This is a genomic window from Allobosea sp. P4_H5, from assembly GCF_056400825.1.
In genome coordinates, this window is record NZ_JBFUKM010000007.1 from 81,931 (window position 1) to 107,183 (window position 25,253).

A 25,253-nucleotide genomic window follows, 5' to 3' on the forward strand; every position below is an offset into this window, starting at 1 on the left:
CAAGCCCGGATGGGCATGAATGTCGAACGGCGGGAACGCCTAAACGCTTCAGCATCCCGCGGGCGCCCGGCAGGACCTCGCCCTTGAAGCTCCCGGCCTCGATCTGGCGACGATCCTGCCCAAGACGGCTATACAGGCCGGTCCTAGAACACGACCGGCGGCTGCATTCCGTCGAAGCCGGCATAGCGATAGATCGTCGCGCCGTTCCAGCGGAAGCTCGGATCGCTGCCCCGGATAAACTCGATATAGGGTGTCACCTGCCCCGCGACCCGCAGGTTGAAGGCCCATTCGCGATAGGTCTCGGCCATCAGTGCCGTATAGGTGTGATAGCGCTGGACGCGGCCGCGATCCGTGTCGATGCCGGCGAAGATCTCGTTGTCGCGGCCGCTGGCCGTGAACTCCGTCCGGCAGACATAACGCCCGGCCGGCAGGTCTAGCGGCTTCTTGAGCGACAGGTTGCCGCCGGGCGCAATCCCGAACATGTCCGGAGTCAGACGCGCGATCTCGACCGGTTCGCCAGCGTTGTAGTAGCGGTCGTCGGCTGCCTGGCTTTCATGGATGAACAGGATGTTGGCGATGCTGATGCCGGCATCGAAATCGGCGGCCGAGCGGATGCGCCGGTAATTCGACAGATCGACTGCGACATAGCCGGCCTTGGTGAGCAGCTCGTGGCAGCTCATGTCGCTGGGGCTCTGCTCGAGGATGAGGAGCGGCTTGCCCTCCGCCAAAATCCTGGTGGCCCCCTTGAGAGCGTCGAGTTCGGCGCCTTCGATATCCATCTTGATGATGCGGGGCATCAGGCCCGTCGCCGCGACGAAATCGTCGAGCGCCAGCGTCTCGACCCGATAGCTCGCGCCGCCCTCGGCGCCGAGATTGTTGTAGATGGAGTCGTTGAGATGGTCGCCGGGATAGAGCGTCACGACCTCGTTCGAGGTGTGGTAGACCGCCCGGTAATAGAGCGAGACGTTGGTGTAGCCGCCTTGGACGAGATTGTAGTGCGTCTTGTTGATGATGCGCGGCGACGCCTCGAAGGCGCAGACAATGCCGCGCGGGCCGACATGCCGCGACATGATCGCGGCCAGCGCGCCCGCATTGGCGCCGACGTCGAAGGCGATGTCGCCGGGCTTGCAGTAGTCGCGCAAGGCGATCTGCACCATCGCCTCCCAGAAGTTCGGCTCCCAGAACTGAGGGATGGGAAAGCTGTTGGGGGCTTCATGCATGGGCGTCGTTCCGGATGAATTAGATTCGATGGGGTTCGGGGGGATGTCGAGCGCGTTCTGCACGAGGCCCGCGCCCGCGGACGAGCCCCCCGGCCGCTGCGGCAACTGCCGGATCAGATTGGCGATCTGGCCGAGCTTGTCGTCCATGGCGTTCAGTCGCGCCATGGTGTGGTTGTATCCGAAGGCCCGACGCAAATTGTTGATTGCCGCAGATTTGAGATCACTCGGCATGTTTCGTCTCCAGCCTCCAAATAGCTTCGCCCACTTGCCGCAAGAGCCGAGGCGGGACATCCATCAAGGTCATCTGCCGAATCTTCTACCTCTCGCCCGGAAGATTGCGCGCACGTTTCCGGAGCCTGACCGCAGATTTCCAGATTTTTCAGCTGTATTGCATGTCGAGGCCCGGATCGCTGTGCCTGCGGCGCCACAGTCTGACCAAGAGTCGGAGCTTGCATCAGCCAACAACGAGGCCGGCATCGGCCTGATGGACCCTGGTGTCGTCAGCAGGATCTGCGGCACCGCCGCAGCACCTGGATGAACTCGCGCTTGCCGCGATTGATCGCGGCACGCCGGCGATCGATCGACTCGCGATCGATACCCAGCACGAGGGCAACGCCCGGCCAACGCCGCGACGCGAGCCCCGGTCACCAAGCGGCCGATCGGCGAATGGCTACGAAAGAACCCGTCGGGGAGAAGAATCGCATCGATGTCACGCCAGTCGGAGCGCTACTACGCCATGCTGGATGAGCCAGCCATGGCGGCGTGACTCAAACCAAACGGCCTCCGGCGAACCCGGGGCGGTTCACAATTGGCCCAAGCGCGACCCTCGGTTTGGCCTATAGTGGACAGCTCGCGCAGGACGCCCAGGACCATGCCTTCAAGGCAAACCTCGCCATAAGGTTCTAAGGAGGAAGACTCCGGCCAGGAGGTCGGCTCCCACCTCGCGGTTCCGCCGAGCACGACATCACCCATGCGAAGCCGGACAAGGTCACAGCCACGCAGCTTGCTGCCGATCGCGAGATTGAACATCGCCAGATCTCGCACACGGCGTTCGTGCTGCAGCCGTCTCCTGATCGCCCAGATGTGACGCAGCTTCGGAGCGTGTTCGGACTGGTCATTTGGGTAGGTCGTTCCAGTAGTCGCTCATGTCCTGCTGGCGCTTCTGGTCCGGCAAAACGCCTTTGTCCCCATACAGGGTCGCGGCGCCTCGGATCTGGGCCTCGCTGATGTCGGTGCGATAGCCCTCGAGCTCCTTGTCATAGGCGAGTTTGTCCCAGGGGATCGTCACATGGTGACTGCCGATGCCGAGAAATCCTCCGAACGTCACATCGACGAAGGAAACGCGGCCGCTGATCTTCTCGATCAGCAGCCGCTTGATGGTGCCGATCTGATCGTTCTTGCTGTCGAATACGGCGGTCCCTTCGACGCGATCGCTTTCGATGATCAGGTGCGATGCCGCCTGTTGCTCGGCCGGACCCCAGAGATAAAACCCGTTCTCGATGAGGCCGGCCGCCACGACCGCCCTGCTGACGGCCAGGGTCCATTCGTCGTTCGGTCGGATTTGTCGCGCAAGCGTCCACGGCCCGAGATCCGCGGGCAGGTTGGCGCCGGCGGGCTCCTCGGCGAAACCACGCAGGTCGGGAGAATTGATCGCCTGGAACAAGTAATAGGTTCTCATGAGCGCCTCCCTTTACTGGATCGAGAGCCCCCGGATCGCCTGTCATGAGCCGGCAACGAAGAACGCCAGCCGGGTGAAGAGCGTGTAGTTCGATTCGAAGACCATGATGCCGACGAAGACCAGGAGCGCCAGCGGCGGAGCGAGGATGGCATAGGCCAGGGCCAATCGCTCCCAGGCCATGTGCATGAAGACCGCGACGATCAGGCCTGCCTTCAGCATCATGAAGATCAGGATCAGCGACCAGCGCAGGTAACCGACGAGGCCGAAATAATCGACCAGGTAGGAGCAGGCGCTGAGGATGAACAGCCAGCCCCAGACCACGAGATAAAGCTTGATCGGATGCTGCTGGGCGTCGGTATGAGCTGCGGCCTGTGCCATGTCGATCCCTCACCAGAGATAGAACAGCGCGAAGATGAAGACCCAGACGAGATCGACGAAGTGCCAGTAGAGGCCAGTGATCTCGACGATCTCATAACGCCCCGTCCGGCTCGTGAAGAAGCCGCGTCGTCCATCGTCAAAATCGCCGCGCCAGACCTTGCGGGCGATGATGATCAGGAAGATCACGCCGATCGTGACATGGGTGCCGTGGAAGCCGGTGATCATGAAGAAGCTGGAGCCGAACTGCTCCGCACCCCAGGGATTGCCCCAGGGGCGGACGCCTTCCGAGATCAGCTTCGTCCATTCGAAGGCCTGCATGCCGACGAAGGTCGCGCCGAGCACGGCGGTAACGAGCATCAGGACCGCCGTCTTCCTGCGGTCGCGGCGGTAACCGAAATTGACCGCCATCGCCATCGTGCCGCTGCTGCTGATCAGGACGAAGGTCATGATCGCGATCAGGATGAGCGGCAGGTGGTGGCCGCCGATCTCGAGCGCAAAGACCTCGCTCGGATTGGGCCAGGGCACGGTCGTCGACATCCTGACCGTCATGTAGGAAATCAGGAACGTGCCGAAGATGAAGGTGTCGCTGAGCAGGAAGATCCACATCATGGCCTTCCCCCAGGAGACGTTCTTGAAGGCCCGCTGATCGGACGACCAATCCGCCACGATCCCTTGCCAGCCGGGCGCGCGACCGATCTTGGGGTTCAGGGTGTGTGGCGCGACCTCATTCATCGTTCCGACCTCACTTGGAGCCTCTAAGTCAGCAATCCCCGGCAGATCGCGATGAGATCATCCGTCCAGCGCATGAGGAGGCTGAACAGGACGAGCCAGACCAGCAGCAGGAAGTGCCAGTAGAGGGCGCAGAGCTCGACGCTGAGCGTGAGCCCGCCAACCGCCCGTGGAGGGCTCGTCGCCGATAGGGCGAACGCCCTGACGCTGGTTCGGCAAAGCGCCACGAGCCCGCCCAGCATGTGCGCGCCGTGAATCGCCGTGACCAGATAGAAGAAGGCGCTGGCGGGATTGGCGGCGGTGAAATAGCCGGTGGCAGCAAGCTCGCGCCAGGCCAGCATCTGGGCTGCAAGGAAGGCTAACGAGCACGCGCCGGCGGCAAGCAGGCTGGAGCGGAGATGGGCGAGCTCGTCGCAGCGCGCGGCGATCACCGCCATGTGCAGGGCGATGCTTGCGAGGATCAGCAGTCCCGTACTGAACCACAGGATCGTCGGCATCGGCAGCGCGCGCCAGTCCCCCATGTCCATCCGCATCGAATAGGCGCTGACCAGAAGCGAGAACAGCGAGCCGGCCACGACGAGGAAGGTGCCGAGACCGACCTTCGCGGTCGGGGTAGACGGCAGCTCCGCACCGACGGCTTCGTTGCCCACCCCGACCTCCAGCCACGGCTTGTCGGCCAGCCCCTGGCGCGACAGCCACCAGCCGGCGAGGATTGCCATCAGGACCATGAAGAGGACGATCACGACCATGGCGGCACCTCGTCACGCGGTCCGCGGGGCCGGCGGCTGGTTCTGCGGCAGGAAGTCCTGCGCGGCGCCAGGCACGCTGTAATCATAGGCCCAGCGATAGACCACCGGCAGGGTCTTGCCCCAATTGCCATGGGCGGGTGGCGTCTGAGGCGTCTGCCATTCCAGCGTGGTCGCGCGCCAGGGGTTGCCGCCGGCCGGCCGGCCGTGCCTGACGCTCCAAACGAGGTTGAACAGGAAGATGAGCTGGGCCGCGCCGACGATGAGGGCAACGATCGTGATGAAGGCGTTCAGCGTCGCCGCCGAGGGCGGGACGAAGGCCATCCCGCTGATCTCGTGATAGCGGCGAGGCACGCCCATCAGCCCGATATAGTGCATCGGGAAGAAGATCAGGTAGGCCCCGAGGAAGGTCACCCAGAAATGCAGTTTCCCGAGCGCGTCGTCGAGCATCCGCCCGGTGACCTTCGGATACCAATGGTAGATCGCCCCGAAGATCACGAGGATCGGCGCGACGCCCATCACCATGTGGAAATGGGCGACGACGAACATCGTGTCGGAGAGCGGCACATCGACGACGACATTGCCGAGGAACAAGCCGGTGAGCCCGCCATTCACGAAGGTGACGATGAAGCCGAGCGCAAACAGCATCGGCACGGTGAAGTGGATGTCGCCGCGCCAGAGCGTCAGCACCCAGTTATAGACCTTGATCGCGGTCGGGATCGCGATGATCAGCGTCGTGGTGGCGAAGAAGAACCCGAAGGCCGGGTGCATGCCGCTGACATACATGTGGTGCGCCCAGACGACGAAGCTGAGCGCGCCGATCGCCACCAGCGCCCAGACCATCATGCGGTAGCCGAAGATGTTCTTGCGGGCATGGGTGCTGATCAGGTCGGAGACGATGCCGAAGGCCGGTAGCGCGACGATGTAGACCTCGGGATGGCCGAAGAACCAGAACAGGTGCTGGAACAGGATCGGGCTGCCGCCCTTATGGGCCAGCCGTTCTCCCATCATGACGATGGCCGGCATGAAGAAGCTCGTGCCGATCAGCCGGTCGAGCAGCATCATCACGGCGCCGACGAAGAGCGCGGGGAAGGCGAGCAGCGCCATCACGGTCGCCGTGAAGATGCCCCAGATCGTCAACGGCATGCGCATCAGCGTCATGCCTCTGGCCCGCCCTTGCAGCACGGTCACGACATAGTTCAGCCCGCCCATGGTGAAACCGATGATGAACAGGATCAGCGAGACGAGCATCACGAGGATGCCCCATTGCTGGCCGGGCGTGTTGGCGAGGATCGCCTGCGGCGGATAGAGCGTCCACCCTGCCCCCGTCGGGCCGCCAGGCAGGAAGAAGCCTGCGACGAGAACCAGCACGGCGAGGAAATAGATCCAGAAGCTCAGCATGTTCACGTAGGGGAACACCATGTCCCGCGCGCCGAGCATCAACGGGATCAGGTAGTTGCCGAAGCCGCCGAGGAACAGCGCCGTCAGCAGGTAGATCACCATGATCATCCCGTGCATGGTGATGAACTGATAGTAGCGGTCAGGGTCGATGAAGGAGAACACGCCGGGGAAGCCGAGCTGCAGCCGCATCAGCCAGGACAGGACCAGGGCGACCAGCCCGATCGCCAGCGCCACCATGGAATACTGGATGGCGATGACCTTGGCATCCTGTGAGAAGACGTATGTCGTGATCCAGCTATGCGGGTGATAGAGCTCGACATCGTCGACTTCGGCCGCCGACAGCGGTCCGGCTGCGTCATGCGTCACGTCGGCCATCGGAGCATCTCCCACTCCTTTCGGACGCGGCCCCTGTTCCGGGGCGCGATCCCGTATCGATCCCTAGTTCTTCGCCTGCGTCCTCACCGGCGCCTGGAGTTGGGCGAAGGTTTTTTGTTGCTGCAGCCAGGCTTGGTAATTGCTCTCCGGCTCGACCACGACATTGCCGCGCATAAAGGTGTGGCCGGTGCCGCAGAGCTCGGCGCACAGCACGTCGAAGGTGCCGGCCCGCGTTGGCGTGAACCAGTAATAGGTGACGCTGCCGGGGATCATGTCCATCTTGGCGCGGAACTCCGGCACATAGAAATTGTGCAGGACATCGACCGCGCGCAGCAGCATCTTCACCGGCTTGCCGAGTGGGAGATGGAGGTTGTCGCCCTGGATGACGACGTCGTCCTGCCCATGCGGATCCTTGGGATCGATGCCGAGCGGATTCTCGGGGGTTATGTGGGCGACATCGGAGGCACCGAGCCGGCCGTCGCCGCCCGGCAGCCGGTAGGCCCACTGCCATTGCTGGGCGACGACCTCGACAATGGTCGCGTCTTTCGGGACGGTAATGAACTGGTGCCAGACGACGAGGCCGGGTGCGAGCATGGCGGCGACGCCGACACCGGTGCCGATCGCGAGCCACCATTCGAGCCGCTTGTTCTCCGGCTCGTAGGCCGCGCGGTTGCCCTCGCGATGGCGGAAGCGGAGGGCGCAATAGGCCATGAACAGGACGACGGCCGCGAAGACGACGCCGGTGATCCAGAACGTGATGATGATGGTGTCGTCGATATAGCCCCAATTGGAGGCGATCGGCGTCCACCACCAGGGACTCAGGAAGTGGAACACCACCGAGCCGATCACGACCAGAGCCAGGACGACTGCGACACCCATCCCCTTCATCCTTGCCGAGGGCGGCAACGAACAGGAAGCAGGCCAGGAACCAAGCCATGCCGCAGCGCGGTCACGCGCCGCGGCCCTACGTCAACAAACTCGCTTTCGCCATGAAAACTGTGCCGGGGCCCGAAACAGAACGGGCCCATTGCTTAAAACGATCGAGGCCGACGAAGTCGGTGACAGCACATGGCCGCCGCAAGACGCGGGCCCGGCCGAGCGTGCCGTTAGGCTGCAAGTTCTGTTTCCTGCTCGCCATCTTCGAACCTTTGGTTCGCCTGGATGACCGCGCCAGCATCTGACGCACAAACTCTCAGCGGGACCGCGGGGCATTCGCGCCTTCGGTCCAAAGTTGCTCTCATGTTGTCGCCCTGTACGAGCGAGTTGTCAATCAAACCCGCCTCGCAGCCTACCTTCGTCGCGGCTGCAATTGGAGATCGATCCGGCTATTTTTTCTTACCGTCAGCCTCAAATTGCTTGAGAAAGGCGACGATATCGTCGATTTCCTGGTCCGACTTGAGACCTGGAAACACCATCTTCGTATTTGGGATCTTGGCTTGCGGCCCCTTGATGTAGTCCCGGAACGTGGGCTCATCCCATGTGATGCCGGAGTTCTTGTTGGCGGGCGAGTAGGTGTAGCCCTCGATCGAACCCGCCGACCGGCCGAAAAGGCCATTCAGCTTCGGTCCGACGGCGTTCCTGGCCGTCTCCCCGATCTGGTGGCAGGCGCGGCATTTCTGGAAAACCTTCTCACCCGCGGCGGGATCGCCGACCGCGTTGGCAGGATGAGGCAGGGCCGCAAACATCAACGAGGCCATCAAGGTCCAACGCAGCATCGAAGGTACTCCCTCGAACTCGGAGGCGACCTTTCCGCCGGACGGGCGGCCGAGCCGCACAACCTTTCGCATCATATTTACACCATTGCCGGCCTCCCTCCAATGCGGGGTCGAGGGCGTCACGCCAATCCGGCCGAGGCAGCTTGAGGCTGAGATCATCGAGCGGCAGCGTGCGCGGGTTGCGCAGCAGCACGGCTCGTTTCGATCGGTGCGTGATTGTCGGACGCCGGAGGCATGACCGAGGCAGCCGGGGAACCCTCGACCTCGATTTCAACCGAGGACCTCGTGCGGCCACATGCGGGCTGTTCTGTGTGGCGCCAACTCCGGACATTCGAGGCCTGCCGGAAAGCGGACCTTCCGCGCTCGCGAGGTGGATGGCGACTTTCGCCCCCTAGCTGCCCCTAGAAATGTCCGATCTCGGTCAGTCTACTTTGGGCGTTGCTCTGGTTAATTAAGCCGGAAGCCTATCCGCGGCATGGTCCTTCTCCTGATCGAAGGATCCAACTTATCCTTGGCCGGAATTCAGGGAAGCACGTCATCAGCGCCAGCCTTGCCAGTCGCATTGCTCGCGCTGACATCTAGCGTGCCCGCCTCACAATTGTGACTCGGGTTGGCGTGGGGACCTACGAAGATCATTCATTCGGAAGGACAGAACTATACATCGGTTGACGCCGCGTTTCCACGCAAACTGCGGCGTCGGCTTCGGCGCTTGCGAAACAAGCTTCTGACACCAGCGGCTTATCGCGATGCGCTCGCGATCGATCCGAGCCAGCTCGGCGCATATCTCGCGGGCGATTATCGGCTGGCGATCCGCCAGGCGATGTCAGCGCTGGACAAGGTGATCGTCAAGCCGCGCAATCTTGGCGGCTGCCACCTGAAAATTGCCCGGAAACGGGATTTCGAACCCCGGAGATCACTATGCCGTTCAAGATGTTAGAGCAGTTTCGCGGAGCGAAAGGCAGAGTGGCGGAGACGGAGGGATTCGAACCCTCGATACCCTTGTGGGGTATGCTCATTTAGCAAACGAGTGCCTTCAGCCTCTCGGCCACGTCTCCGTTAAAAGGCTCTATGCCCGATCGCGACCCGCTTTGACAAGCCGTCAGGACAAGCGATCGACAGACATCCCGCAGATTGCCCCGATCCCGGCCGTTTCAGTAGCTGCGGGCGCTGTCGACGCGCTCGATCCAGGCCATCGCCTCGTCGAGCGTCGGGAAGACCGGACCCGGCATCTGCGCATCCTCGGCCTCGCTCAGGCCAAAGCGGATGCCATAGCCGTCCACCTCGCGCCGAATCGCGATCAGAGATGGCCTGGTGTGGGGCTTGGCGGCAGCGAAGGCTTCGGCAGCAGACATGGGCAGTTCCCGTTCGGTCGCCGGACTGAACGGCCCGGCGCCTGAACGGTTCCCGAACGGCGCGTTCAGGGACGCGCAGCGCTTCGCTCACTCCCAAACGAAAGGGGCCTGCGGCATGCCGCAAGCCCCTTCCCTTGCCTCTCTAGACGCGTTCGTCAGTCGGCAGCGACGATCTTGCCGGCTTCCCACTTGTACATGGAGAAGCTCGGCGAGCTCAGATCGCCGGTCTTGCCATAGGTCAGCGTGCCGATCGCGGTCTTGGCCTCGAGGCCAGCCTTCAGAGCCTTGGCGACCGCATCGGCCTTGGCGTCCTTGCCGACCTTCTCGATGCCGGCCTTCAGCACCTCAACGGCGGCGTAGGCGTTGAGCGTGAAGGCCTCCGGCGGGATGCCCTTCTCCTTCAGCACCGCCACCGCCTCGGCCGAGGCCGGGTTCTTCAGCGCGTCGGTCGCGTTGGTGAAGAGCGTGCCGGTCGCGGTGTCGCCGCCGATCGCCCAGAGCTCGGTGTTGGACAGGCCCTCGCCGCCGATGATCGTCGCCTTGACGCCGGCATCGTGCAACTGGCGGGCGAGCAGGCCGCCCTCGGGATGGTAGCCGCCGAAATAGATCAGCTCGGCACCGCCCGACTTCAGCCGGGTGATCACCGCCGCGAGATCCTTGTCGCCCGGGTTCAGCGTGAGATAGGCGACTTCGGTGATGCCGCCGGCATTGATGCCCTTCTTGAAGGAATCGGCGAGGCCTTTGCCATAGGTGCCCTTGTCGTGGACGATGGCGACCTTCTTGCTCTTCAGGTTCTTCAGGACGTAGCTGGCTGCGACCTCGGCCTGCTGGTCGTCGCGGCCGCAGGTGCGGAAGACGTTGCCGAGGCCGCGGCTGGTCAGGGCCGGCGAGGTCGCGGTCGGCGTCACCATCAGGACGCCGCTCTCGGCGAAGACGTCGGAGGCTGCCATGGCGACGCCCGAGGTCACCGGGCCGACGACGAAGCGGACCTTGTCGCCGACCAGCAGGTTGGCAGCCGAAACGCCCTGCTTGGGATCGCCGGCATCGTCGGCGAGCTTCAGGACGACCTTCTCGCCGCCGATGCCGCCCTTCTTGTTAATCGCGTCGACGGCGGCCTGGGCGCCGTTCTTGACCTGCTCGCCATAGGCTGCGACCGCACCGGTCAGCGGCGCGAGCAGCCCGATGGTGATGTCGGCGCGCGCCGGCGCCCCGGCAAACATCGCCGTGGCGAACGCCGCTCCGATCAGAAACTGGGCTTTGAGCGTCATGTGCGTCTCCTCGTGAACCGTACAATTTTTGCGTGCGACCCGACCCATGGATCGCCTGCCACCTGTATAGGCCAGAGCGAGGCATCGCGGCACTGCGTGGCGCGTTTCTGAGCAGATGCAAAAATGCATGGCAGACATGGCGGCCGCGCACCGGCCCGGTTCAGAGTTGCCAGAGCGCCTGTATCAGCTGGACCGCGCCCGCGCCGAGCATCAGGCCGCCGATGCCGCAGGCGACGCGCTCCCCGGCCGATGCAAGCCGCTCGGCGGTGATCGCGAGTGCGACGACGGCCATGCTGCGCGGGTCCATCGCGCCGCCGACGAGCAGCAGCACCGTGAACCCGGCGCAGGAGGCGCAGCAGGCAAGGCCGAGCCGCAGCCCCTGCCCCATTGCGGCTGCTGCGCCGGTATCTTGCCCGGCGACATCCGAGCAATGAGCGAGCATGGCCAGCTTCCAGTGGGACAGCTGGAAGAGGCCAGCGGCGATCACCGCAAGACCGGCAATGAACGGCACGGCGCGAGCCAGAAGCGGCCAGCGCAGCGCGGCCTCCAGCAGGAGAGCGCCGCCGGTGAAAACCGCCAGGCCAAGCCCCGTCCAGACAAGGAGGTAGGCAAGGCCGGCCCGTGCGGCGAAGAGGCTTGGGTGAGCGACACCCGCTGCTGCGGCGCGCTCGCGAAACCGCCAGAGCACCGGCGTGAGCGAGAGCAGCATCATCGCGGTCATCATGACCGCCCACATGCCGAGGAAGGCTCCCGCTGCGGCGATCCAGGAGCCGCCGCAGAGCGGCGTCCAGGCCGTCGACATCGACCAGCCGCCGGCCATCGGCACCTCGCCCATCTCGGCCATTGCATGGCCGATCAGGACGGTCGCACTCGCGCTGGTGAGGAACAGCAGCACGCAGACAACGCGGAAGATGCGGCCCGCATCGGCGACTGAGACGCCGGACATAATGTCCGGCGCTCCGCGATCACTTTGCGCCCGGGGGCTCAGGCACAGCATGCTTGGGCCACCGCGGCAGCCGATGCCGGGTAGGCGTCGCGGAGGCGCCACCAGGGTCCGGTGGGTTCATTGCGGCCCTTCGGGGCGCGATCGAGCCAGGGATACATGCTCCAGATCGCGTCCATGCCGCGGGCATAGCTGGAATAGGTGTGATAGATCGCGCCGTCCTCGCGGATGAAGGCGCTCATCCCGGGCCGCTCGCGCATATAGCCTCCCAGCGTCGTGCCGCTCTGCACGGCGAGCCCGGAGACGATGCCGTTGCTGGCCCAGTCGATCTGCGGCTCGCGCTGGAAATTGTAATCGACCGCGCCCCGCCGCTCCTGCTCCTCCGTGAAGGAGGCGCTGAAGTCGAAGTTGAAATCGCCCGTCGCCGAAGAGGCCCAGGGGAAATTCCAGCCCATGCGTCGCTTGAAGGCGACGAGCTTGTCGAGCGAGGCCAGCGATACCGCAGTCAGCGTCACGTCATGATTGGCGAGATGGACATGGATGCCGTTGAAGCCGTCGGCGATCAGCGAGCAGGACGGGCAGCCGGCGGAAAAATCCGGCCCGAACATGAAGTGGTAGATCAGGAGCTGCGAGCGCCCGGCGAAGAGGTCCTCGAGCCCGACCTGCCCCGCTTCGGTGGTAAAGCGATAGTCCTTGTCGACCTTGACCCAGGGCAGAGCCTGGCGCTGCAGCGCCACGGCATCGCTCTGCCGCGTCAGCGCCTTCTCGGCCGCGAGCAGGTCGAGTCTCGCCTTGAGCCAGTCCTCCCGGGTGCCGGTGAGATGAGCCATCATGATGCTTGCTCCTGTCTTCGGTTGACATTCGCCGCCCGCCGTTTCGCGATGCGGCGTCGCGATCAGGAGTAAGGTCGAGGCGACAGGAAGCGGGAGTGACAAGTTTGGCGGGATTTCGGGCTCAGGCATGGATTCGCTGATCACGGCGGCCGGGCGGGCCCTGGCGGCGGGCGATCCGTTCGGGGCGCTCAATCGCGTCGCGCTGCGCGAGGATGCGCCGGCGCTGGCGCTGCGCGGCATCGCCATGGCGCAGCTCGGCGACCTCGCCAGGGCCAAGGCACTGCTCAAGCGCGCCAGCCAGGGTTTTGGCGCCAAGGAGCCGCTGGCGCGGGCCCGCTGCATTCTGGCCGAGGCCGAAATCGCCCTGGTCTCGCGCGATCTCGGCTGGCCGGCCAAGGCGCTCGATGCGGCGCGCGCGGTGCTCGAAGCCCATGGCGACCGCCTCAACGCCGCCCATGCCCGCACGATCGAGGTGCGTCGGCTGCTCCTGATCGGCCGGCTCGGCGAGGCCGAGCGCGTGCTCGCCGGCTTCGACGAGAGCCCGCTGCCACCGGCGCTGGAGGCGGCGCGTGCGCTCGCCATCGGCGGCATCGCGCTGCGCCGACTGCAGGCGGAGTCGGCCCGCGCGGCATTCGCGCGAGCGGCGGAGGCTGCCCAGCGTGCTCGCATCCCGGCGCTCGCGGCCGAGGTCGAGGCGGCGGCGCGCGTGCTGGAGGCCCCGGCGGCGCGATTGATCCTGCGCGGCACGGAGCGCCCGCTGCTGCTGGGCGAGGTTGCAGCGCTGCTCGCCTCGGGCAGCTTCGTCGTCGACGCCTGCCGCAATGTCGTGCGCGAGGCGGGTACGGCCGTGCCGCTCGCCACCCGCCCCGTGCTGTTCGCCCTCGCCCGCGCCCTCGCCGAGGCCTGGCCGGCCGATGTCTCGCGCGAAGATCTGCTGAAACAGGCCTTCCGGGCGAAGGAGGCAGATGAATCGCATCGCGCCCGCCTGCGGGTCGAGATCGGGCGGCTGCGCGCCGAATTGCACGGGATCGCCGAGATCAACGCGACGAAACGCGGCTTTGCCTTGAAGCCGCACCGGGCGCGCGAGGTCGCGGTGCTGGCGCAGCCTTTGGAGGAGGCGCATGCCGACGTGCTCGCCCTCCTCGCCGATGGCGAGGCCTGGTCGAGCTCGGCGCTGGCGCTGGCGCTCGGCACGAGCCAGCGCAACATGCAGCGCGCGCTCGAGACGCTGGCGCAGGCCGGCAAGATCCAATTCTTCGGCAAGGCGCGGGCGCGGCGCTGGCTGACCCCGCCGGTGCCGGGTTTCCCGACAGCCTTGTTACTCCCGGCCCCGCTGCCGGATGGCTAGACCCTGTGACGGTCCAACCGAACAGAGGAGATATTCTCATGACCAGGACAGCCAGGATCGTCCGCGAATACGGCCCCTTCCCCGGCATCGAGGCCGTGCACGGCGTCAGCTATGACGGAAAAAATGTCTGGTTCGCCTCGGGCGACAAGCTCAATGCGTTCGATCCGGAGAGCGGCGAAACCGTCCGCAGCCTCGACATCCCTGCCCATGCCGGCACCGCCTTCGACGGCAAGCACCTCTACCAGATCGCCGAGGACCGCATCCAGAAGATCGATCCGGATAGCGGAAAGGTGCTCTCGACCATTCCGGCACCGGCCGGCGGCGGCGATTCCGGCCTCGCCTGGGCGGAGGGCACGCTCTGGGTCGGGCATTACCGCGAGCGCCAGATCCACCAGATCGATCCGCAGACCGGCAAGGTGCTGCGCACGCTGCAATCCAACCGCTTCGTCACCGGCGTGACCTGGAGCGATGGCGAGCTCTGGCACGCGACCTGGGAGAACGAAGAGAGCGAAATCCGCCGGCTCGATCCCGAAAGCGGCGAGGTGCTCGACGCCATGCGCATGCCGGAAGGCACCTTCGTCGCCGGCATGGAAGCAGGCGGCGACCGCTTCTATTGCGGCGGCGGCGGCAAGAACGGCGTAGTCAGGGCGGTGGCCCGGCGCTGAGTCAGGTCAGCGGACGACGCGCCCGCGCTGTCGCGTCCCGTTCGGCAGGCGGCAGGAGCAGGCCGCACCGGCCCGGGCGCGGCTTGGCGCCGCGCAGGCCCGGCGCGACGTCCTGCAATAGGCTGTACCGACACTGCGCAGCGCAGGATCGCTCGCCGACCCGTAGCGCGGCATATAGATCGGGTTCGACGAGCGCGGCGCGCCCCGCGGCGTGCCGCCATAGTCGACCGGCGGGCCGGCGCCGGGGATGCCGCCGGCACCTGGCGCGTGCAGCCTGATATCGGGCTGGTTGTCGAAGATCGAGGGCGGGCCCAGGCCTTGGCTCGGACCGCCCGGGATCAGCGGCGCATTGCCCGGCGTGCCGATCTGGGCGAGCGCCGGATGGGCGAGCAGCACTGCGGCCAGTGCCGGCACCAGCCATTTCCAATACGTCATCATCTCTCGCCTTCCTTCCGACCGCCTCGCCTGGCAGTAACTCTATCGGATTAGTTCGAGCGACCTAAAGCTTTCACTCGAATAGAATAAAATCAAGCCAATACCGCATGCTATTGCTTAACGCGCCGGCCTGGCCGTGTTCATCTGGAACAAGCCATCCCGAATACATCTCTTTTTTGCGCCGAGCGGCCACTAGACCGCCCGGGCGGGAGGCACGTCATGCGATACCTGCAGAGCAAAATCTTTATTGCGGGACTTCTCGCGACCACGTCGACCTTTGCTTATGCCCAAGGGGCCGGCTCATGGCCGGAGTACCATGAGGGCTTCACGGTCAACGGCAGCCCGACACCGCAGCCCCGCAGCGGCTGCGACCGCAAGCTCATCAGAGACAATTGGCTTTGGGAATGCAATTCGGCGGCACGCGACAACCCGTTCCGCGCGAGCGCAGCCGGGTCCGGCCCAAGCGCGTCGGATGCAGGTGGCGTGCGATATTACAACGCTGTCTCCCCGACCGGCCGCAGGACCCGGGCACCGAGCCGGGATTGCGTCGTCGTGCAGTCCGAACGCGACCTGCTGTGGGCCTGCCCGCCGCTTGCCACCGCGTCGATCGGCGCCACGGCCACAGCCCCCCAGGGCACCGCGGCCGGCAATGTCCAATACTACAATGTCGTCGCCGCCAACGGGAGGCGCACGCGCGCACCCGGCCCCGGTTGCACCGTGGTCCAGCAGGGCGGCAACCAATACTGGGCCTGCCCGCCGCTGACGACGGGAGCCTTGTCTTCGGGAGGGCCGAGCGGCGATTCGAACTCCGGAGGCAATGGCCGCAACGGAAATGACGGCTCGGCCGGCAGTGGAGATGGAAACTCCGGCAGCGGCGGATCGGRAAGCGGTTCGGCAAGCAACGGCGGCGGCGGCGGCGGCGGCAGCGGTGGCAGCGGTGGTGGCAGCGGCGGCGGCAGTGGCGGCGGTAGCGGCGGCGGCGGCGGCAGCGGTGGCAGCGGCGGCGGCAGTGGCGGTAGCGGCGGCGGCAGCGGAGGCAGCGGTGGCGGCAGCGGCGGTCATGGCGGCGGTGGCGGCCACGGTGGTGGCGGTGGTCACGGCGGCGGCCAAGGCGGCGGCGGCAATGGCGGCGGCGGTCATGGTGGCGGTGGTCACGGCGGTGGTGGTCACGGCGGTGGCGGTCATGGTGGCGGCGGCCACGGAGGCGGCGGCCACGGAGGTGGCGGTCACGGCGGTGGCGGTCATGGTGGCGGTGGTCACGGCGGTGGTGGTCACGGCGGTGGCGGCCACGGAGGCGGCGGCCACGGAGGTGGCGGTCACGGCGGTGGCGGTCATGGTGGCGGTGGTCACGGCGGTGGTGGTCACGGCGGTGGCGGTCATGGTGGCGGCGGCCACGGAGGCGGCGGCCACGGAGGTGGCGGTCACGGCGGTGGCGGTCACGGTGGCGGCGGTCACGGTGGCGGCGGCCACGGAGGTGGCGGTCACGGTGGCGGCGGCCATGGCGACGGCGGCAACGGGGGCAATGGTGGTGGCGGCCACGGCGGTAATGGCGGGGGTGGTCACGGTGGCGGCCATGGCGGCGGAGGCCACGGCGGTGGCGGTGGCCATGGCGGCGGCGGGAACGGAGGCAATGGCGGTGGCGGCCACGGCGGCAATGGCGGAGGTGGAGGTCACGGCGGCGGTAACGGTGGCGGTGGCCACGGCGGTAATGGCGGGGGCGGTCACGGTGGCGGAGGCCACGGCGGCGGAGGCCACGGCGGTGGCGGTGGCGGCCACGGCGGCAATGGCGGAGGTGGAGGTCACGGCGGCAACGGCGGCGGCGGCCTTGGCGGCGGCGGAGGCCACGGCGGTGGCGGAGGCCACGGCGGCAACGGCGGCGGCGGCCTTGGTGGTGGCGGCGGCCACGGCGGTGGCGGCGGTGGCCATGGCCGCTGAGGGAGCAGCTCTATCCGGCCGGGCTATGTGCCAGCCCGGCCGGATCGCGGGCGTTCCCAAGCGGATAATGGGCGCACCTCCGGCCGGCAGCCGGCGCAGATCTGAGCGAACACGTCATGACATGCCCCGCCTTACCGGACGGGGCATTCTCGGCGAGCGGCCCGCTCAGGGACGATATGAGCGTCGAGTCGCAGCGGTCACGGCGATATTGCCGCCATCGATCGCTTCCCAGGCGCGGGGATTGGACTGCGACATGCGGGTGAAGAACAGATACCCGGTCTGCGTCCAGGGCAGCAGGCGGGAGGTCTTGTTGTCGAGAACGAGATCCCCCTCGGAGGTGGTCGCCATCAGCACCGCGTGTCCCTCGCCGGCCGGCGTGCCGACGACTGCGATCAGCAGGGCTGATGACGGCCAGCCCCGCTCGATCAGGTGCTTGCGCTTCAGCAGCGCGAAATCCTCGCAATCGCCCTGCCCGTCGGCCGGGATGCTCCAGACATCCTCACGGCCATGATGCTCCCGGTCGGAGATTTCCGATATCGCGGAGTTCACCCGCGCATTGACCTCCTGCAGGTCGCGCTGGCGCTCCGGCGTCAGCACAACCTGCCGCGTCAGAACGCCGGATCGGCGGCATTCCACCGGGTTCCTGGCGCAGAAGTCGAGGAATGCCGGTGGCGGCGACGCCGGCCCACGGGTCCGCGCCGCGAGCTGATCGGCCCTGGCGGCACTCGGCAGATTTCCGGCGAGCAGCGCGACACCGAGCGCCCACGCCGTGATGAAGGCAGGCATCGTCATGGTCGAAACCACATCGTCATGGTCCGCCTTGCTAAGGAGGTGAGCGCGCGATCGGCAGTCGGAAGGATGGGCGCCTTTGCTTAAGAAAGAAGGCAATTCTGTGATGAGAAATGACGGGAGATTCGGGCGGCCGAAGCAAGGCTGAAGGCGCCCCGTCAACAGAATTTGCGACGCGCGCCATGGCGCGCGAGGTGAGTATTTTGCCTCAACGGACTGATTTAACAGCCGAAAGGCGCGCTCCCAGGGCGGTTGTCAGTAGGGTGTGAACGCGCGAGGAAGCGCGGTATTGCCCCCAACGGCCTTCGCGCCCCAGAGTGCCGGAACGAAGTCAGGTTCGACAGATGCCCTATACCGACCCGCTCGAGCCGATGCTCAAACGCGAGGAAGAGCTGCGCCATCAGATCGCGAGACGCCTCGCCGAGGAGGCAGGCGCCGTGCCGCCCACCCTGTCGGCCGACCACCTCGCCGCCGCCGACGAGGCGATCGCCGCCTGGGCCGAGCAAGGCGATGAGGAGCAGGACCAGCGAGCGTTCCGGCCGATCGGTCCGCTGCAGGAACTGCTGGCCGAGCACCGGGACATGATCGAGCGCATCGCCGAGCTGCAGGACAGGCGCCTCTCCTGACAGCCTAGGACATCGCGTGTTGCGACCTGCCTGCCGAAATGCGACTCTGGCGGAAAGGTTGCGAGCTGGGGTCGCGCCATGCGGTTCGGCAATGTGCTGACGGGACTGTGGCGCCGCCGGAGGGCCGAGCGCCGGCTGTTTCTGCTCGTCTTCGGATTGCTTCTCGCGGCCTCTGCCGCCCTCGCGCAGCAAGAGCGTCGTGTCGCCCTGATCGTCGGTGTCGGCGGCTATCGCAACGTGCCCGCACTCGCCAATCCGCCAAACGATGCGCGGGACCTCGGCGCGGTGCTCGATCGCCTCGGCTTCGAGACGGAAACGCTGGTCGATCCCGACCGGCTGGCGCTGGAAGCGGGGGTCAGGCGCCTCGGCCAGCGCGCCCGCGGCGCCGATGCGGCGTTCTTCTTCTTCGCCGGCCACGGGCTCGAGGCCTCCGGGCGCAACTGGCTCCTGCCCGCGCCCGCGGAAATCCGCAGCGACCGCGATTTGCGCTTCGAGGCGCTCGACCTCGACAGCGTGCTCGAACAGCTCGATGGCGCGGCCCGGCTTTCGATCCTCGTCCTCGACGCCTGTCGCGACAATCCCTTCCGCAAGCGCCTGCAGGCCTCGGGTCGCGGCGCGCCAGCTGCATCAGGGCTCGGCCAGGCGAGCGCCACGGTCGGGACGCTGCTCGCCTTCGCCACGGCGCCGGGCACGGTGGCCGATGACGGCCGCGGCCGGAACAGCCCCTTCACCACCGCGCTGCTGAAGCGTATCGAGACGCCGGGGCTGGAGATCCGCCAGCTGATGGCCGAGGTCAGGCGCGAGGTCCGCGAGGCGACGCAGGGGCGCCAGGTGCCCTGGGAGAACTCGGCGCTGGAAGGCAGCTTCTATTTCCGCGCCGCCGCCGCCTCTGCGCCGGCTCCAGCGGCGGCAACCCCTCCCGCTGCGGCCGCGTCTGCCCCTGGCGCCTCGTCACCCGGCGCCGAGACGGTGTTCTGGGAAAGCGTGCGCGGCAGCCGCAACCCGGCCGATCTGCGCGCCTATCTGACGCGCTTCCCGAGCGGCGTCTTCGCCTCGCTGGCGCGCAACCGGCTGGAGGAGATGGAGCGCAACCGCTCGCCCGAGCTGCGCCGCCCCGACGCGAACAGCGCAACGGCGCTCGATCCGGCAACGCCCGAGGGGCGCGAGGCGCTGCTGCTGAGCGTCCTGAGCCTGGACCATCCGGTTCCCCGCGGGCGCCTCGAAGCGCAAGTGCGCGCCTTGCAGGCCTACCAGGAGAGCAAGCAGCACCGCGCCATTGCCATCTCGCCGAAGCAGCAGCGGAGCTTTCGCGTCTCCGACAGCCCCTCCGCCGCGGCGGCCGAGGAACTGGTCCTGGAGCGCTGCCAGCTTCGCAATGACGAACCTTGCGTCCTCTTCGCCCTGAACGAGGCGTTCCGCACGCCGCAACAGAGCGGCGAGTGGCCGCGCCGGGAGATGGAGCGGCTGCGCCATGAGGGGCCCTATCGCCCCGACAAGGTGCCGGCGATCACGGCGGAACGGCGCAAGGAAACCGACATTGCCGGCTATGGCCGGGCGCGCGAACCGAAGGCGATGGCGATCCACCCGCTCGGCCGCATCTTCGTCAAGATCGGGGCGGCCAGCGCCTTCGCGGCCGAGACCGAGGCCTTGAAGGTCTGCAACGACGACCCGGCCCGCGACGGGGCGACCGGCTCCTGCTTGCTCTACGCGGCCGGCAACACTGTCGTGCTGCCCGGCCACCACACCGCGCCACTTGCGACCGATCCGGCGCGCCCGGCGACGCCGGCGCCAGCGAGTGGGCGATGAGGGTTGGTCGGGAGTCGGCTTCACTAATTTGGGCGCTCACGGGACAAATGAGCAACAATCGAAAGGTCGATCATCTCGGCCAGTTGCCGAGGCTCATGCCCCCTCTCCCCGCAACGATCGTCCGGCGAACGTGAACGCGCGAAGAAGCGAGGTACTGCCGCGAGCGGCTTGTCCGGCCCGGATTGGCGAAGCAAGGTTCGACAGATGCCCTACACCGACCCGCTCGGGCCGATGCTCCAACGCGCGGACGAGCTGCGCCGCCAGATCGCCCTGCGCATTGTCGAGGAGGCAGGCGCCGCGCCGCCGCCCTCCCCGTCAGCCGATCACCTCGCCGCCGCCGACGAGGCGATCGCCGCCTGGGACGAGCAAGGCGAGGAAGAGCAGGACCAGCAGGCTTTCCGGGATATCGGACCGTTGCAGGAGTTGCTGGCGGAGTATCAGGAGATCGTGGAGCGGATTGTTGAGGAGCGCGATCGGCGGTTGGGATGAGGGGGCGAGGCGGCCTCGCGGGCGAAGATCACGTGGAGGAGTAAGCTCGTGAATTCACACGCACACTAAATGATAGCCGGTAAACTCGCACACGCGACTTTTGTCTGCCAGATCGGCATCACCTCATGGTCAGCGAGATGGTTTCGAAGTGCGACCAAATGCGTCGCTGCAATTTCTCCAATTGGTTCGATCCTTGCTCTAACCAAAAATTCTCTCGAATAGAAAACCATAGCGCCACAAGAAATATAACTGTCCCATTTCAAGAAGCCATAATCAGACTGCTTGATCTGAAAACAACCTCCATAATCCGCGCTGCTTATAAAAAGAAATGCATACTCAGCCAGTGCCCGATGATCATCTGTCTGACAGATAAAAACGTGCATCTTTTCACGCAGATCGTGACCGACCGCCTGGTCTGACGTGAACCGGAGGACGGACCCGACCTTCATTTTCAGATATGGCGAGAAACCGGACCAATATCGCTGACTAGCGCTGCGCGCTTTTCATCTGAATCGATCATCTCGTCGTAAGTCATCTCCCCGCGCTGGGCCTCCCCTCGACGCGCCCATGCACGCTTATATGCTTGGTGGTCGTGCGTCAGGTTAAAGAGAGCATCGAAGTCGAGATTGCCATGCCGCTCAAGAACCTCATCAAACACTTTGAGGTCGCTTCTTGAAAAGAGATCGCGGTCAATTTCGCGCTTAGGCGCGCCGATTACAACAAGCGGCGCGCGATCCGGCCCTGGTCGATCAACCTGCTTGACCTCAAACGGCAGCTCGTTGATTCCCGCTTTCCGCATTGTAAAGCGGTCGCCTTCCAGCAAATCCTTGGCGTTCGAGGCAACTGGCCCATACTTGAGCGCAAAATAACGCTCCGACGTGATCGGACGCCCGTACCGAGCGAGGTGTTCCCGGTCAGCGAGATAGAAAAACTTCACAGCCTGATACTTGTCCGCACCCGGCATCTTATGCGCCAGATACAGCAGCAGCTCGACGATCTTCGCCAAGTTGGGCTGGAATTGGAGGGCCATCAGTCGACCTCAGCGACGCGCGCTTCGCTGCGCACCGACTCTTTTCAATGACAAACTACAACCCACACCTAACTCCGCTATCATGTTTTTATTTTGTCAATTGGAACAAAACAAGAATTCGGTCAAATTCGCCCATAGACCAGCGCCAGCGCCCGGTTAACCACCACTTTCGGACGAATTGTTGCATTCGGCGCACAAGAAAACCCAATGCGGGCAGCTACCGTTTGCGCGATCGTGTCTTCGATCGCGCCGTCATATCGACCCCGTAATAGATGAGTCGGGCGCTTCGTTCGGGAAATGGAGAGACCGCCAACGAAGATGAGGCCAGAACAGATTTTCCCGCTTTTCCGACCGGCTGTGCCCGGCGAGAAAAATCAGGGGAAATTCCGCAATCTTTTCAATTACTGTAAAAAGAAATGGTGCCCAGGGCTGGAATCGAACCAGCGACACTGCGATTTTCAGTCGCATGCTCTACCAACTGAGCTACCTGGGCATTCCCGCGAAGCGCTCGGCGCTTCGGTTGGTGGGAGGCGATATAGAGGGCTGGGCACGGGCTGTCCAGCCGACAAACGATCCTGCCGGTGGGAAAATTTCGACCTGACCGGCAAGGAGATGAAAATCCGAGCCGAGGCGGCCCTTTTTGCTGCGCCCGGCGCGAATGCCGCCTCAGCCCAGGCTGGCCGCGAGCGCGGCAACGCAGATCCTGACAAGCCCTGGAACCAAAGCGCGGTAATCGGGTTGATGCGGCGGCGCCAGCGATGGCGCCGTGCCTGCCGCCGATCTCGAGCAAGCCGCGGATGTACCGGCAGTTCGATCGCGCGGGAGGCGGAATTCGGGCGCTGGCGCCCTCCGGATAGTCCTGACCCGTCGCGCGGCCGGTCAGCGAATGGCCCGGCGTCCTCCCGAAAGGGAAACGCCGGGCCTTTCCATGTCAGACGTCCTCGTCGCGCCGCATCGGCGCTTCCTCGGTCTCGTCCAGCGGCTCGCCCGGAATCACGTAATTGCCCTTGAGCCAGCGACCGAGGTCGATGTCGGAGCAGCGGGCCGAGCAGAACGGCTTGAAGCGCTGCACGGCCGGCTTGCCGCAGATCGGACAAGGCCGCGCAGGCGGGGCAGGATTCTCGGGTTGTTCAGGCGCCATATTGCAAGGTCACTCCGCCATCGACTGGAAGCTCGATGCCGGTGACATAGCGCGCTTCGTCGCTGGCGAGAAAGAGCGCTGCCCAGGCGACGTCCCAGGCCTCGCCCATATGGCCCATCGGAACCTGCGAGTCGCGCTTGGCCCACATCGCCGCGACATCGCCCTTGCCATAGGTCTGGGCGAGCCCGGCCGAATGCTCGACCATCGGCGTCTTCATCAGCCCGGGCAGCACCGCGTTCACGCGGATCTTCTCGGGCGCGTATTGCGCCGCGGTCGTGCGGGTGAGCTGGTTCATGGCCGCCTTGCTGGCGCCATAGCTGGCATAGGGCACGCCGGTGTGGCGGATCGAGGCGATCGAAGAGATGTTGATGATCGAGCCGCCCTGCCCGCCCTCGGCGAACTGGCGCTGCATCACCGGGATGACGTGTTTCATCGCCAGGAAGCAGCCGGTCAGGTTGACCTTGAAGACGCGCTCCCAGGTCTCCAGCGGCAGATCGACGACGCTGCCGACCTCGGCGATGCCGACATTGTTGTCGAGCACGTCGATGCGGCCATAGGCCTTGAGCGTCGCCTCGACGAGAGCACGCAGATCGTCCTCGCTGGTGACATCGGTGCGGATCGCGAAGACCTCGCCGCCCTCGCCCTTGATGATGCTCGCGGTCTCCTCGGCAGCGTCGAGATTGCGGTCGGCGCAGACGACCCTGGCGCCCTCGCGGGCGAACACCGTCGCCGTCGCCTTGCCATTGCCCCAGCCCGGGCCGATCGAGCCCGCACCGGCTACGATCGCGACCTTGCCTTCGAGACGTTTCGTCATGGCGTTGTTCCCTGCCCTAGGCGCTTGCTTGCCGTTGGCGCCACCATCGGCACTCGCAGCGACCTGAGCAAGCGCATGGCATGCAAGCCGGCATGCGCCTGGAAAGCGCTCAGGCGAGTTGTGCGGCCGCGAGCGCGATGGCGGTGGTGAGGCCGACGACCAGCACGAACCAGGGCCAGAGCGCGCGCATTGCCTGCCCGGTCTCGGCTGTCGTCGCCTTGATCAGGACCTGGCCCATGGTGACGCGGACCGGGCTGACCGCCGTGAGCAGGCTGCCGGCGACAACCGCGGCAGCGATCACCAGAAGCCGGGCTTCGCCGGCCGGGACGAGCGCGGTCGCGAGCGGCATGGAGACGGCGCCAGCGCCGGTGTTCGAGCCGGTGAGATAGCCGCCGAGCGCGCCGGCGACCGGCACGATGCCGGCCGACCAGGAGCCGAGCACGTCGCTGACCGCAAGGCCAATGCCGCCGGCAAGGCCGGAGCCGACCATGATCCAGGCCATGCCGACAAGCAGGAAGGTCAGCAGCGCCGCACGCCCTGAGCGCTGCAGCGTCAGTTTCAGCAACGCCGACACCTGCCGCGCCCCGCCCCGGCGCAGGGCGACGACGAGCGCGATGGCGATGAGCGGCAAGGCCGGCGAGAGCAGCGGCGCGAAAGCCGAGGCGTCGGCGAACGGCTTGAAAGATGGGGTCTCCAGCCAGTCATGGATCGCCCGCACCAGCCGCATCAGCGCCAGCGCGACGACAAGGGCGATATAGGGTGCCAGGCGCACGAGCAGCGCCCGGTCGAGCCCGGCCCAGCCCTTCACCCGCAGGAAGCGCAGCAGCATCACCGGCGCCAGCGCCGCGATCGCGGCCAGCTCCAGCGGCAGAGTGAGATTGGCGGCGACGAGCAGGGCCATCAGCAATGCGATGAGGCCTGCCCATTCGAGGCGGTCGGCAAGTGCAGGCGAAAGCCCGGCCCGGCGCGACAGGCGCCAGAACAGCGGCAACAGCACAGCGCCGAGCAGCGCTGTCACGACCGCGATCCGCCAGATCAGCGCCGTGAGCGAGACGCCGGCGATATCGGCGCTGATCCTGGTGCCGATGCCGAGCGCGCCCCATGGCACCAGGATCTGGCTGAAGGTGGCGAGCGCCAGTGCCGGCGCCTTGTCGACGCCGAGGCGGCGGGCACCGGAAACGGCGACGACATAGCCGACGCCGAAGCCGGTCGCGGTTTCCAGGAAGGGTCCGCGCAGCAGGCAGGCCTCGGCGAGCGCGCCGTGCTCGGGCTGGGCTGGGTCAGTGTTATCGCTCGCCTTCTCCAGGCTGAGCGAGAAGGCGAGCCCGGCGACGATGACCAGTGTCGCCGGCAGGCCGATCCAGGCTCCGGCGGCGAAATGCCGGATGATCGCAGCGGCGTCCGGGTGGTTGGGGCCAGCGAAGAAGGCGACGAGCGCGGCACAGATAGTGCCGAGCGCGCCGGCGGTGAGCGCCGAGCGACCGGACAGGATCAAGCCGAGGAAGAGGATCAGCGGCGAGAGCCAGATCAGAACCAT

General features: G+C 66.0%; 27 protein-coding genes and 2 tRNA genes. 8 read left to right on the forward strand and 21 right to left on the reverse strand.

Annotation, left to right across the window (positions count from 1 at the left end; all coding sequences use genetic code 11):
* Positions 1-143 precede the first annotated feature (143 nt).
* Positions 144-1,385, reverse strand: coding sequence for an FkbM family methyltransferase (locus AC1DS0_RS15765; RefSeq protein ID WP_476815245.1), 1,242 nt, complete (start codon positions 1,383-1,385; stop codon positions 144-146).
* Here AC1DS0_RS15765 and AC1DS0_RS15770 point away from each other — a divergent pair.
* Positions 1,366-1,758, forward strand: coding sequence for a hypothetical protein (locus tag AC1DS0_RS15770; RefSeq protein ID WP_476815246.1), 393 nt, complete (start codon positions 1,366-1,368; stop codon positions 1,756-1,758). The two genes, AC1DS0_RS15765 and AC1DS0_RS15770, sit on opposite strands and share 20 nt — an antisense overlap.
* A gap of 576 nt (positions 1,759-2,334) precedes the next feature.
* On the opposite strand, the gene AC1DS0_RS15775 is transcribed toward AC1DS0_RS15770, so the two are convergent.
* From AC1DS0_RS15775 to AC1DS0_RS15800, 6 genes are all read right to left on the reverse strand, one after another.
* Positions 2,335-2,898 carry a PRC-barrel domain-containing protein gene (locus tag AC1DS0_RS15775; protein WP_476815247.1) on the reverse strand — a complete coding sequence of 188 codons (564 nt, stop codon included), beginning with the start codon at positions 2,896-2,898 and terminating at the stop codon, positions 2,335-2,337.
* A 42-nt stretch (positions 2,899-2,940) separates the two neighbouring features.
* A complete protein-coding gene (locus AC1DS0_RS15780; RefSeq protein WP_476815248.1) occupies positions 2,941-3,276 on the reverse strand; it encodes a cytochrome C oxidase subunit IV family protein in 336 nt (111 codons plus the stop codon).
* A 9-nt stretch (positions 3,277-3,285) separates the two neighbouring features.
* Positions 3,286-4,008 carry a heme-copper oxidase subunit III family protein gene (locus tag AC1DS0_RS15785; protein WP_476815249.1) on the reverse strand — a complete coding sequence of 241 codons (723 nt, stop codon included), beginning with the start codon at positions 4,006-4,008 and terminating at the stop codon, positions 3,286-3,288.
* A 23-nt stretch (positions 4,009-4,031) separates the two neighbouring features.
* On the reverse strand, positions 4,032-4,754 hold the full coding sequence (locus AC1DS0_RS15790; RefSeq protein WP_476815250.1) for a cytochrome c oxidase subunit 3: 723 nt from the start codon (positions 4,752-4,754) through the stop codon (positions 4,032-4,034).
* Positions 4,755-4,766: 12 nt separating this feature from the next.
* Complete coding sequence (locus AC1DS0_RS15795) at positions 4,767-6,527, reverse strand: cbb3-type cytochrome c oxidase subunit I (protein WP_476815251.1); 1,761 nt, start codon at positions 6,525-6,527, stop codon at positions 4,767-4,769.
* 63 nt (positions 6,528-6,590) lie between these two features.
* Positions 6,591-7,406 carry a cytochrome c oxidase subunit II gene (locus AC1DS0_RS15800; RefSeq protein ID WP_476815252.1) on the reverse strand — a complete coding sequence of 272 codons (816 nt, stop codon included), beginning with the start codon at positions 7,404-7,406 and terminating at the stop codon, positions 6,591-6,593.
* Between the two features lie 56 nt (positions 7,407-7,462).
* Between AC1DS0_RS15800 and AC1DS0_RS15805 the strand changes: the two genes are divergently transcribed.
* On the forward strand, positions 7,463-7,708 hold the full coding sequence (locus AC1DS0_RS15805; RefSeq protein WP_476815253.1) for a hypothetical protein: 246 nt from the start codon (positions 7,463-7,465) through the stop codon (positions 7,706-7,708).
* Between the two features lie 144 nt (positions 7,709-7,852).
* Here the strand turns inward: AC1DS0_RS15805 and AC1DS0_RS15810 are convergent, their stop codons facing one another.
* Positions 7,853-8,242: a c-type cytochrome gene (locus tag AC1DS0_RS15810; RefSeq protein ID WP_476815254.1), complete on the reverse strand. Its 390-nt coding sequence runs from the start codon at positions 8,240-8,242 to the stop codon at positions 7,853-7,855.
* A gap of 709 nt (positions 8,243-8,951) precedes the next feature.
* Between AC1DS0_RS15810 and AC1DS0_RS15815 the strand changes: the two genes are divergently transcribed.
* Positions 8,952-9,179, forward strand: coding sequence for a hypothetical protein (locus AC1DS0_RS15815; RefSeq protein ID WP_476815255.1), 228 nt, complete (start codon positions 8,952-8,954; stop codon positions 9,177-9,179).
* Positions 9,180-9,206: 27 nt separating this feature from the next.
* Here AC1DS0_RS15815 and AC1DS0_RS15820 read toward each other — a convergent pair.
* The 5 genes from AC1DS0_RS15820 to AC1DS0_RS15840 form a co-directional block, all read right to left on the reverse strand.
* Positions 9,207-9,297 (reverse strand) — tRNA-Ser (locus AC1DS0_RS15820).
* Positions 9,298-9,393: 96 nt separating this feature from the next.
* Entirely contained in the window at positions 9,394-9,594 is a 201-nt protein-coding gene (locus AC1DS0_RS15825; RefSeq protein ID WP_476815256.1) for a hypothetical protein, read from the reverse strand.
* A 155-nt stretch (positions 9,595-9,749) separates the two neighbouring features.
* Positions 9,750-10,862 (reverse strand): branched-chain amino acid ABC transporter substrate-binding protein, encoded by a 1,113-nt coding sequence (locus tag AC1DS0_RS15830; protein WP_476815257.1) that lies wholly within the window; start codon positions 10,860-10,862, stop codon positions 9,750-9,752.
* A gap of 160 nt (positions 10,863-11,022) precedes the next feature.
* Positions 11,023-11,808 (reverse strand): DUF2182 domain-containing protein, encoded by a 786-nt coding sequence (locus AC1DS0_RS15835; RefSeq protein ID WP_476815258.1) that lies wholly within the window; start codon positions 11,806-11,808, stop codon positions 11,023-11,025.
* A 38-nt stretch (positions 11,809-11,846) separates the two neighbouring features.
* Positions 11,847-12,638 carry a DUF899 domain-containing protein gene (locus AC1DS0_RS15840; protein WP_476815259.1) on the reverse strand — a complete coding sequence of 264 codons (792 nt, stop codon included), beginning with the start codon at positions 12,636-12,638 and terminating at the stop codon, positions 11,847-11,849.
* A 127-nt stretch (positions 12,639-12,765) separates the two neighbouring features.
* Here AC1DS0_RS15840 and AC1DS0_RS15845 point away from each other — a divergent pair, with 127 nt between their 5' ends.
* Both AC1DS0_RS15845 and AC1DS0_RS15850 read left to right on the forward strand, forming a co-directional pair.
* A complete protein-coding gene (locus tag AC1DS0_RS15845; RefSeq protein WP_476815260.1) occupies positions 12,766-13,986 on the forward strand; it encodes a helix-turn-helix domain-containing protein in 1,221 nt (406 codons plus the stop codon).
* A gap of 38 nt (positions 13,987-14,024) precedes the next feature.
* Positions 14,025-14,651 carry a Vgb family protein gene (locus AC1DS0_RS15850; protein WP_476815261.1) on the forward strand — a complete coding sequence of 209 codons (627 nt, stop codon included), beginning with the start codon at positions 14,025-14,027 and terminating at the stop codon, positions 14,649-14,651.
* 6 nt (positions 14,652-14,657) lie between these two features.
* On the opposite strand, the gene AC1DS0_RS15855 is transcribed toward AC1DS0_RS15850, so the two are convergent.
* From AC1DS0_RS15855 to AC1DS0_RS15865, 3 genes are all read right to left on the reverse strand, one after another.
* Positions 14,658-15,089: a hypothetical protein gene (locus AC1DS0_RS15855; RefSeq protein WP_476815262.1), complete on the reverse strand. Its 432-nt coding sequence runs from the start codon at positions 15,087-15,089 to the stop codon at positions 14,658-14,660.
* 297 nt (positions 15,090-15,386) lie between these two features.
* Positions 15,387-17,012, reverse strand: a complete 1,626-nt coding sequence (locus AC1DS0_RS15860) for a hypothetical protein (protein ID WP_476815263.1) — start codon at positions 17,010-17,012, stop codon at positions 15,387-15,389.
* A 174-nt stretch (positions 17,013-17,186) separates the two neighbouring features.
* On the reverse strand, positions 17,187-17,813 hold the full coding sequence (locus AC1DS0_RS15865; protein ID WP_476815264.1) for a transglutaminase-like cysteine peptidase: 627 nt from the start codon (positions 17,811-17,813) through the stop codon (positions 17,187-17,189).
* 341 nt (positions 17,814-18,154) lie between these two features.
* On the opposite strand from AC1DS0_RS15865, the gene AC1DS0_RS15870 reads away from it, so the two are divergent.
* The 3 genes from AC1DS0_RS15870 to AC1DS0_RS15880 all read left to right on the forward strand — a co-directional run bounded on the left by AC1DS0_RS15870 (position 18,155) and on the right by AC1DS0_RS15880 (position 20,731).
* Entirely contained in the window at positions 18,155-18,436 is a 282-nt protein-coding gene (locus AC1DS0_RS15870) for a hypothetical protein (RefSeq protein WP_476815265.1), read from the forward strand.
* A gap of 78 nt (positions 18,437-18,514) precedes the next feature.
* Positions 18,515-20,242, forward strand: a complete 1,728-nt coding sequence (locus AC1DS0_RS15875; RefSeq protein WP_476815266.1) for a caspase family protein — start codon at positions 18,515-18,517, stop codon at positions 20,240-20,242.
* A gap of 204 nt (positions 20,243-20,446) precedes the next feature.
* Complete coding sequence (locus AC1DS0_RS15880; RefSeq protein ID WP_476815267.1) at positions 20,447-20,731, forward strand: hypothetical protein; 285 nt, start codon at positions 20,447-20,449, stop codon at positions 20,729-20,731.
* 451 nt (positions 20,732-21,182) lie between these two features.
* Here AC1DS0_RS15880 and AC1DS0_RS15885 read toward each other — a convergent pair whose 3' ends face one another.
* The 5 genes from AC1DS0_RS15885 to AC1DS0_RS15905 all read right to left on the reverse strand — a co-directional run bounded on the left by AC1DS0_RS15885 (position 21,183) and on the right by AC1DS0_RS15905 (position 25,253).
* Positions 21,183-21,761: a Panacea domain-containing protein gene (locus AC1DS0_RS15885; protein WP_476815268.1), complete on the reverse strand. Its 579-nt coding sequence runs from the start codon at positions 21,759-21,761 to the stop codon at positions 21,183-21,185.
* A 417-nt stretch (positions 21,762-22,178) separates the two neighbouring features.
* A tRNA-Phe gene (locus AC1DS0_RS15890) sits at positions 22,179-22,254 on the reverse strand.
* Positions 22,255-22,692: 438 nt separating this feature from the next.
* Positions 22,693-22,902, reverse strand: coding sequence for a DNA gyrase inhibitor YacG (gene yacG / locus AC1DS0_RS15895; protein ID WP_476815269.1), 210 nt, complete (start codon positions 22,900-22,902; stop codon positions 22,693-22,695).
* On the reverse strand, positions 22,892-23,716 hold the full coding sequence (locus AC1DS0_RS15900; RefSeq protein ID WP_476815270.1) for an SDR family NAD(P)-dependent oxidoreductase: 825 nt from the start codon (positions 23,714-23,716) through the stop codon (positions 22,892-22,894). Before AC1DS0_RS15900 ends, yacG begins: the two co-directional genes overlap by 11 nt.
* Before the next feature lie 109 nt (positions 23,717-23,825).
* Positions 23,826-25,253 (reverse strand): hypothetical protein, encoded by a 1,428-nt coding sequence (locus AC1DS0_RS15905; protein ID WP_476815271.1) that lies wholly within the window; start codon positions 25,251-25,253, stop codon positions 23,826-23,828.

Excerpts from the sequence above, each read along its gene's own strand:
- AC1DS0_RS15770 (WP_476815246.1), top strand. The coding sequence starts at position 1,366 with ATGGCGTTCAGTCGCGCCATGGTGTGGTTGTATCCGAAGGCCCGACGC.
- AC1DS0_RS15765 (WP_476815245.1), bottom strand. The coding sequence starts at position 1,385 with ATGGCGCGACTGAACGCCATGGACGACAAGCTCGGCCAGATCGCCAAT.
- AC1DS0_RS15775 (WP_476815247.1), bottom strand. The coding sequence starts at position 2,898 with ATGAGAACCTATTACTTGTTCCAGGCGATCAATTCTCCCGACCTGCGT.
- AC1DS0_RS15780 (WP_476815248.1), bottom strand. The coding sequence starts at position 3,276 with ATGGCACAGGCCGCAGCTCATACCGACGCCCAGCAGCATCCGATCAAG.
- AC1DS0_RS15785 (WP_476815249.1), bottom strand. The coding sequence starts at position 4,008 with ATGAATGAGGTCGCGCCACACACCCTGAACCCCAAGATCGGTCGCGCG.
- AC1DS0_RS15790 (WP_476815250.1), bottom strand. The coding sequence starts at position 4,754 with ATGGTCGTGATCGTCCTCTTCATGGTCCTGATGGCAATCCTCGCCGGC.
- AC1DS0_RS15795 (WP_476815251.1), bottom strand. The coding sequence starts at position 6,527 with ATGGCCGACGTGACGCATGACGCAGCCGGACCGCTGTCGGCGGCCGAA.
- AC1DS0_RS15800 (WP_476815252.1), bottom strand. The coding sequence starts at position 7,406 with ATGGGTGTCGCAGTCGTCCTGGCTCTGGTCGTGATCGGCTCGGTGGTG.
- AC1DS0_RS15805 (WP_476815253.1), top strand. The coding sequence starts at position 7,463 with ATGCCGCAGCGCGGTCACGCGCCGCGGCCCTACGTCAACAAACTCGCT.
- AC1DS0_RS15810 (WP_476815254.1), bottom strand. The coding sequence starts at position 8,242 with ATGCTGCGTTGGACCTTGATGGCCTCGTTGATGTTTGCGGCCCTGCCT.
- AC1DS0_RS15825 (WP_476815256.1), bottom strand. The coding sequence starts at position 9,594 with ATGTCTGCTGCCGAAGCCTTCGCTGCCGCCAAGCCCCACACCAGGCCA.
- AC1DS0_RS15830 (WP_476815257.1), bottom strand. The coding sequence starts at position 10,862 with ATGACGCTCAAAGCCCAGTTTCTGATCGGAGCGGCGTTCGCCACGGCG.
- AC1DS0_RS15835 (WP_476815258.1), bottom strand. The coding sequence starts at position 11,808 with ATGTCCGGCGTCTCAGTCGCCGATGCGGGCCGCATCTTCCGCGTTGTC.
- AC1DS0_RS15840 (WP_476815259.1), bottom strand. The coding sequence starts at position 12,638 with ATGATGGCTCATCTCACCGGCACCCGGGAGGACTGGCTCAAGGCGAGA.
- AC1DS0_RS15845 (WP_476815260.1), top strand. The coding sequence starts at position 12,766 with ATGGATTCGCTGATCACGGCGGCCGGGCGGGCCCTGGCGGCGGGCGAT.
- AC1DS0_RS15850 (WP_476815261.1), top strand. The coding sequence starts at position 14,025 with ATGACCAGGACAGCCAGGATCGTCCGCGAATACGGCCCCTTCCCCGGC.
- AC1DS0_RS15855 (WP_476815262.1), bottom strand. The coding sequence starts at position 15,089 with ATGATGACGTATTGGAAATGGCTGGTGCCGGCACTGGCCGCAGTGCTG.
- AC1DS0_RS15865 (WP_476815264.1), bottom strand. The coding sequence starts at position 17,813 with ATGACGATGCCTGCCTTCATCACGGCGTGGGCGCTCGGTGTCGCGCTG.
- AC1DS0_RS15870 (WP_476815265.1), top strand. The coding sequence starts at position 18,155 with ATGCCCTATACCGACCCGCTCGAGCCGATGCTCAAACGCGAGGAAGAG.
- AC1DS0_RS15875 (WP_476815266.1), top strand. The coding sequence starts at position 18,515 with ATGCGGTTCGGCAATGTGCTGACGGGACTGTGGCGCCGCCGGAGGGCC.
- AC1DS0_RS15880 (WP_476815267.1), top strand. The coding sequence starts at position 20,447 with ATGCCCTACACCGACCCGCTCGGGCCGATGCTCCAACGCGCGGACGAG.
- AC1DS0_RS15885 (WP_476815268.1), bottom strand. The coding sequence starts at position 21,761 with ATGGCCCTCCAATTCCAGCCCAACTTGGCGAAGATCGTCGAGCTGCTG.
- yacG (WP_476815269.1), bottom strand. The coding sequence starts at position 22,902 with ATGGCGCCTGAACAACCCGAGAATCCTGCCCCGCCTGCGCGGCCTTGT.
- AC1DS0_RS15900 (WP_476815270.1), bottom strand. The coding sequence starts at position 23,716 with ATGACGAAACGTCTCGAAGGCAAGGTCGCGATCGTAGCCGGTGCGGGC.
- AC1DS0_RS15905 (WP_476815271.1), bottom strand. The coding sequence starts at position 25,253 with ATGGTTCTGATCTGGCTCTCGCCGCTGATCCTCTTCCTCGGCTTGATC.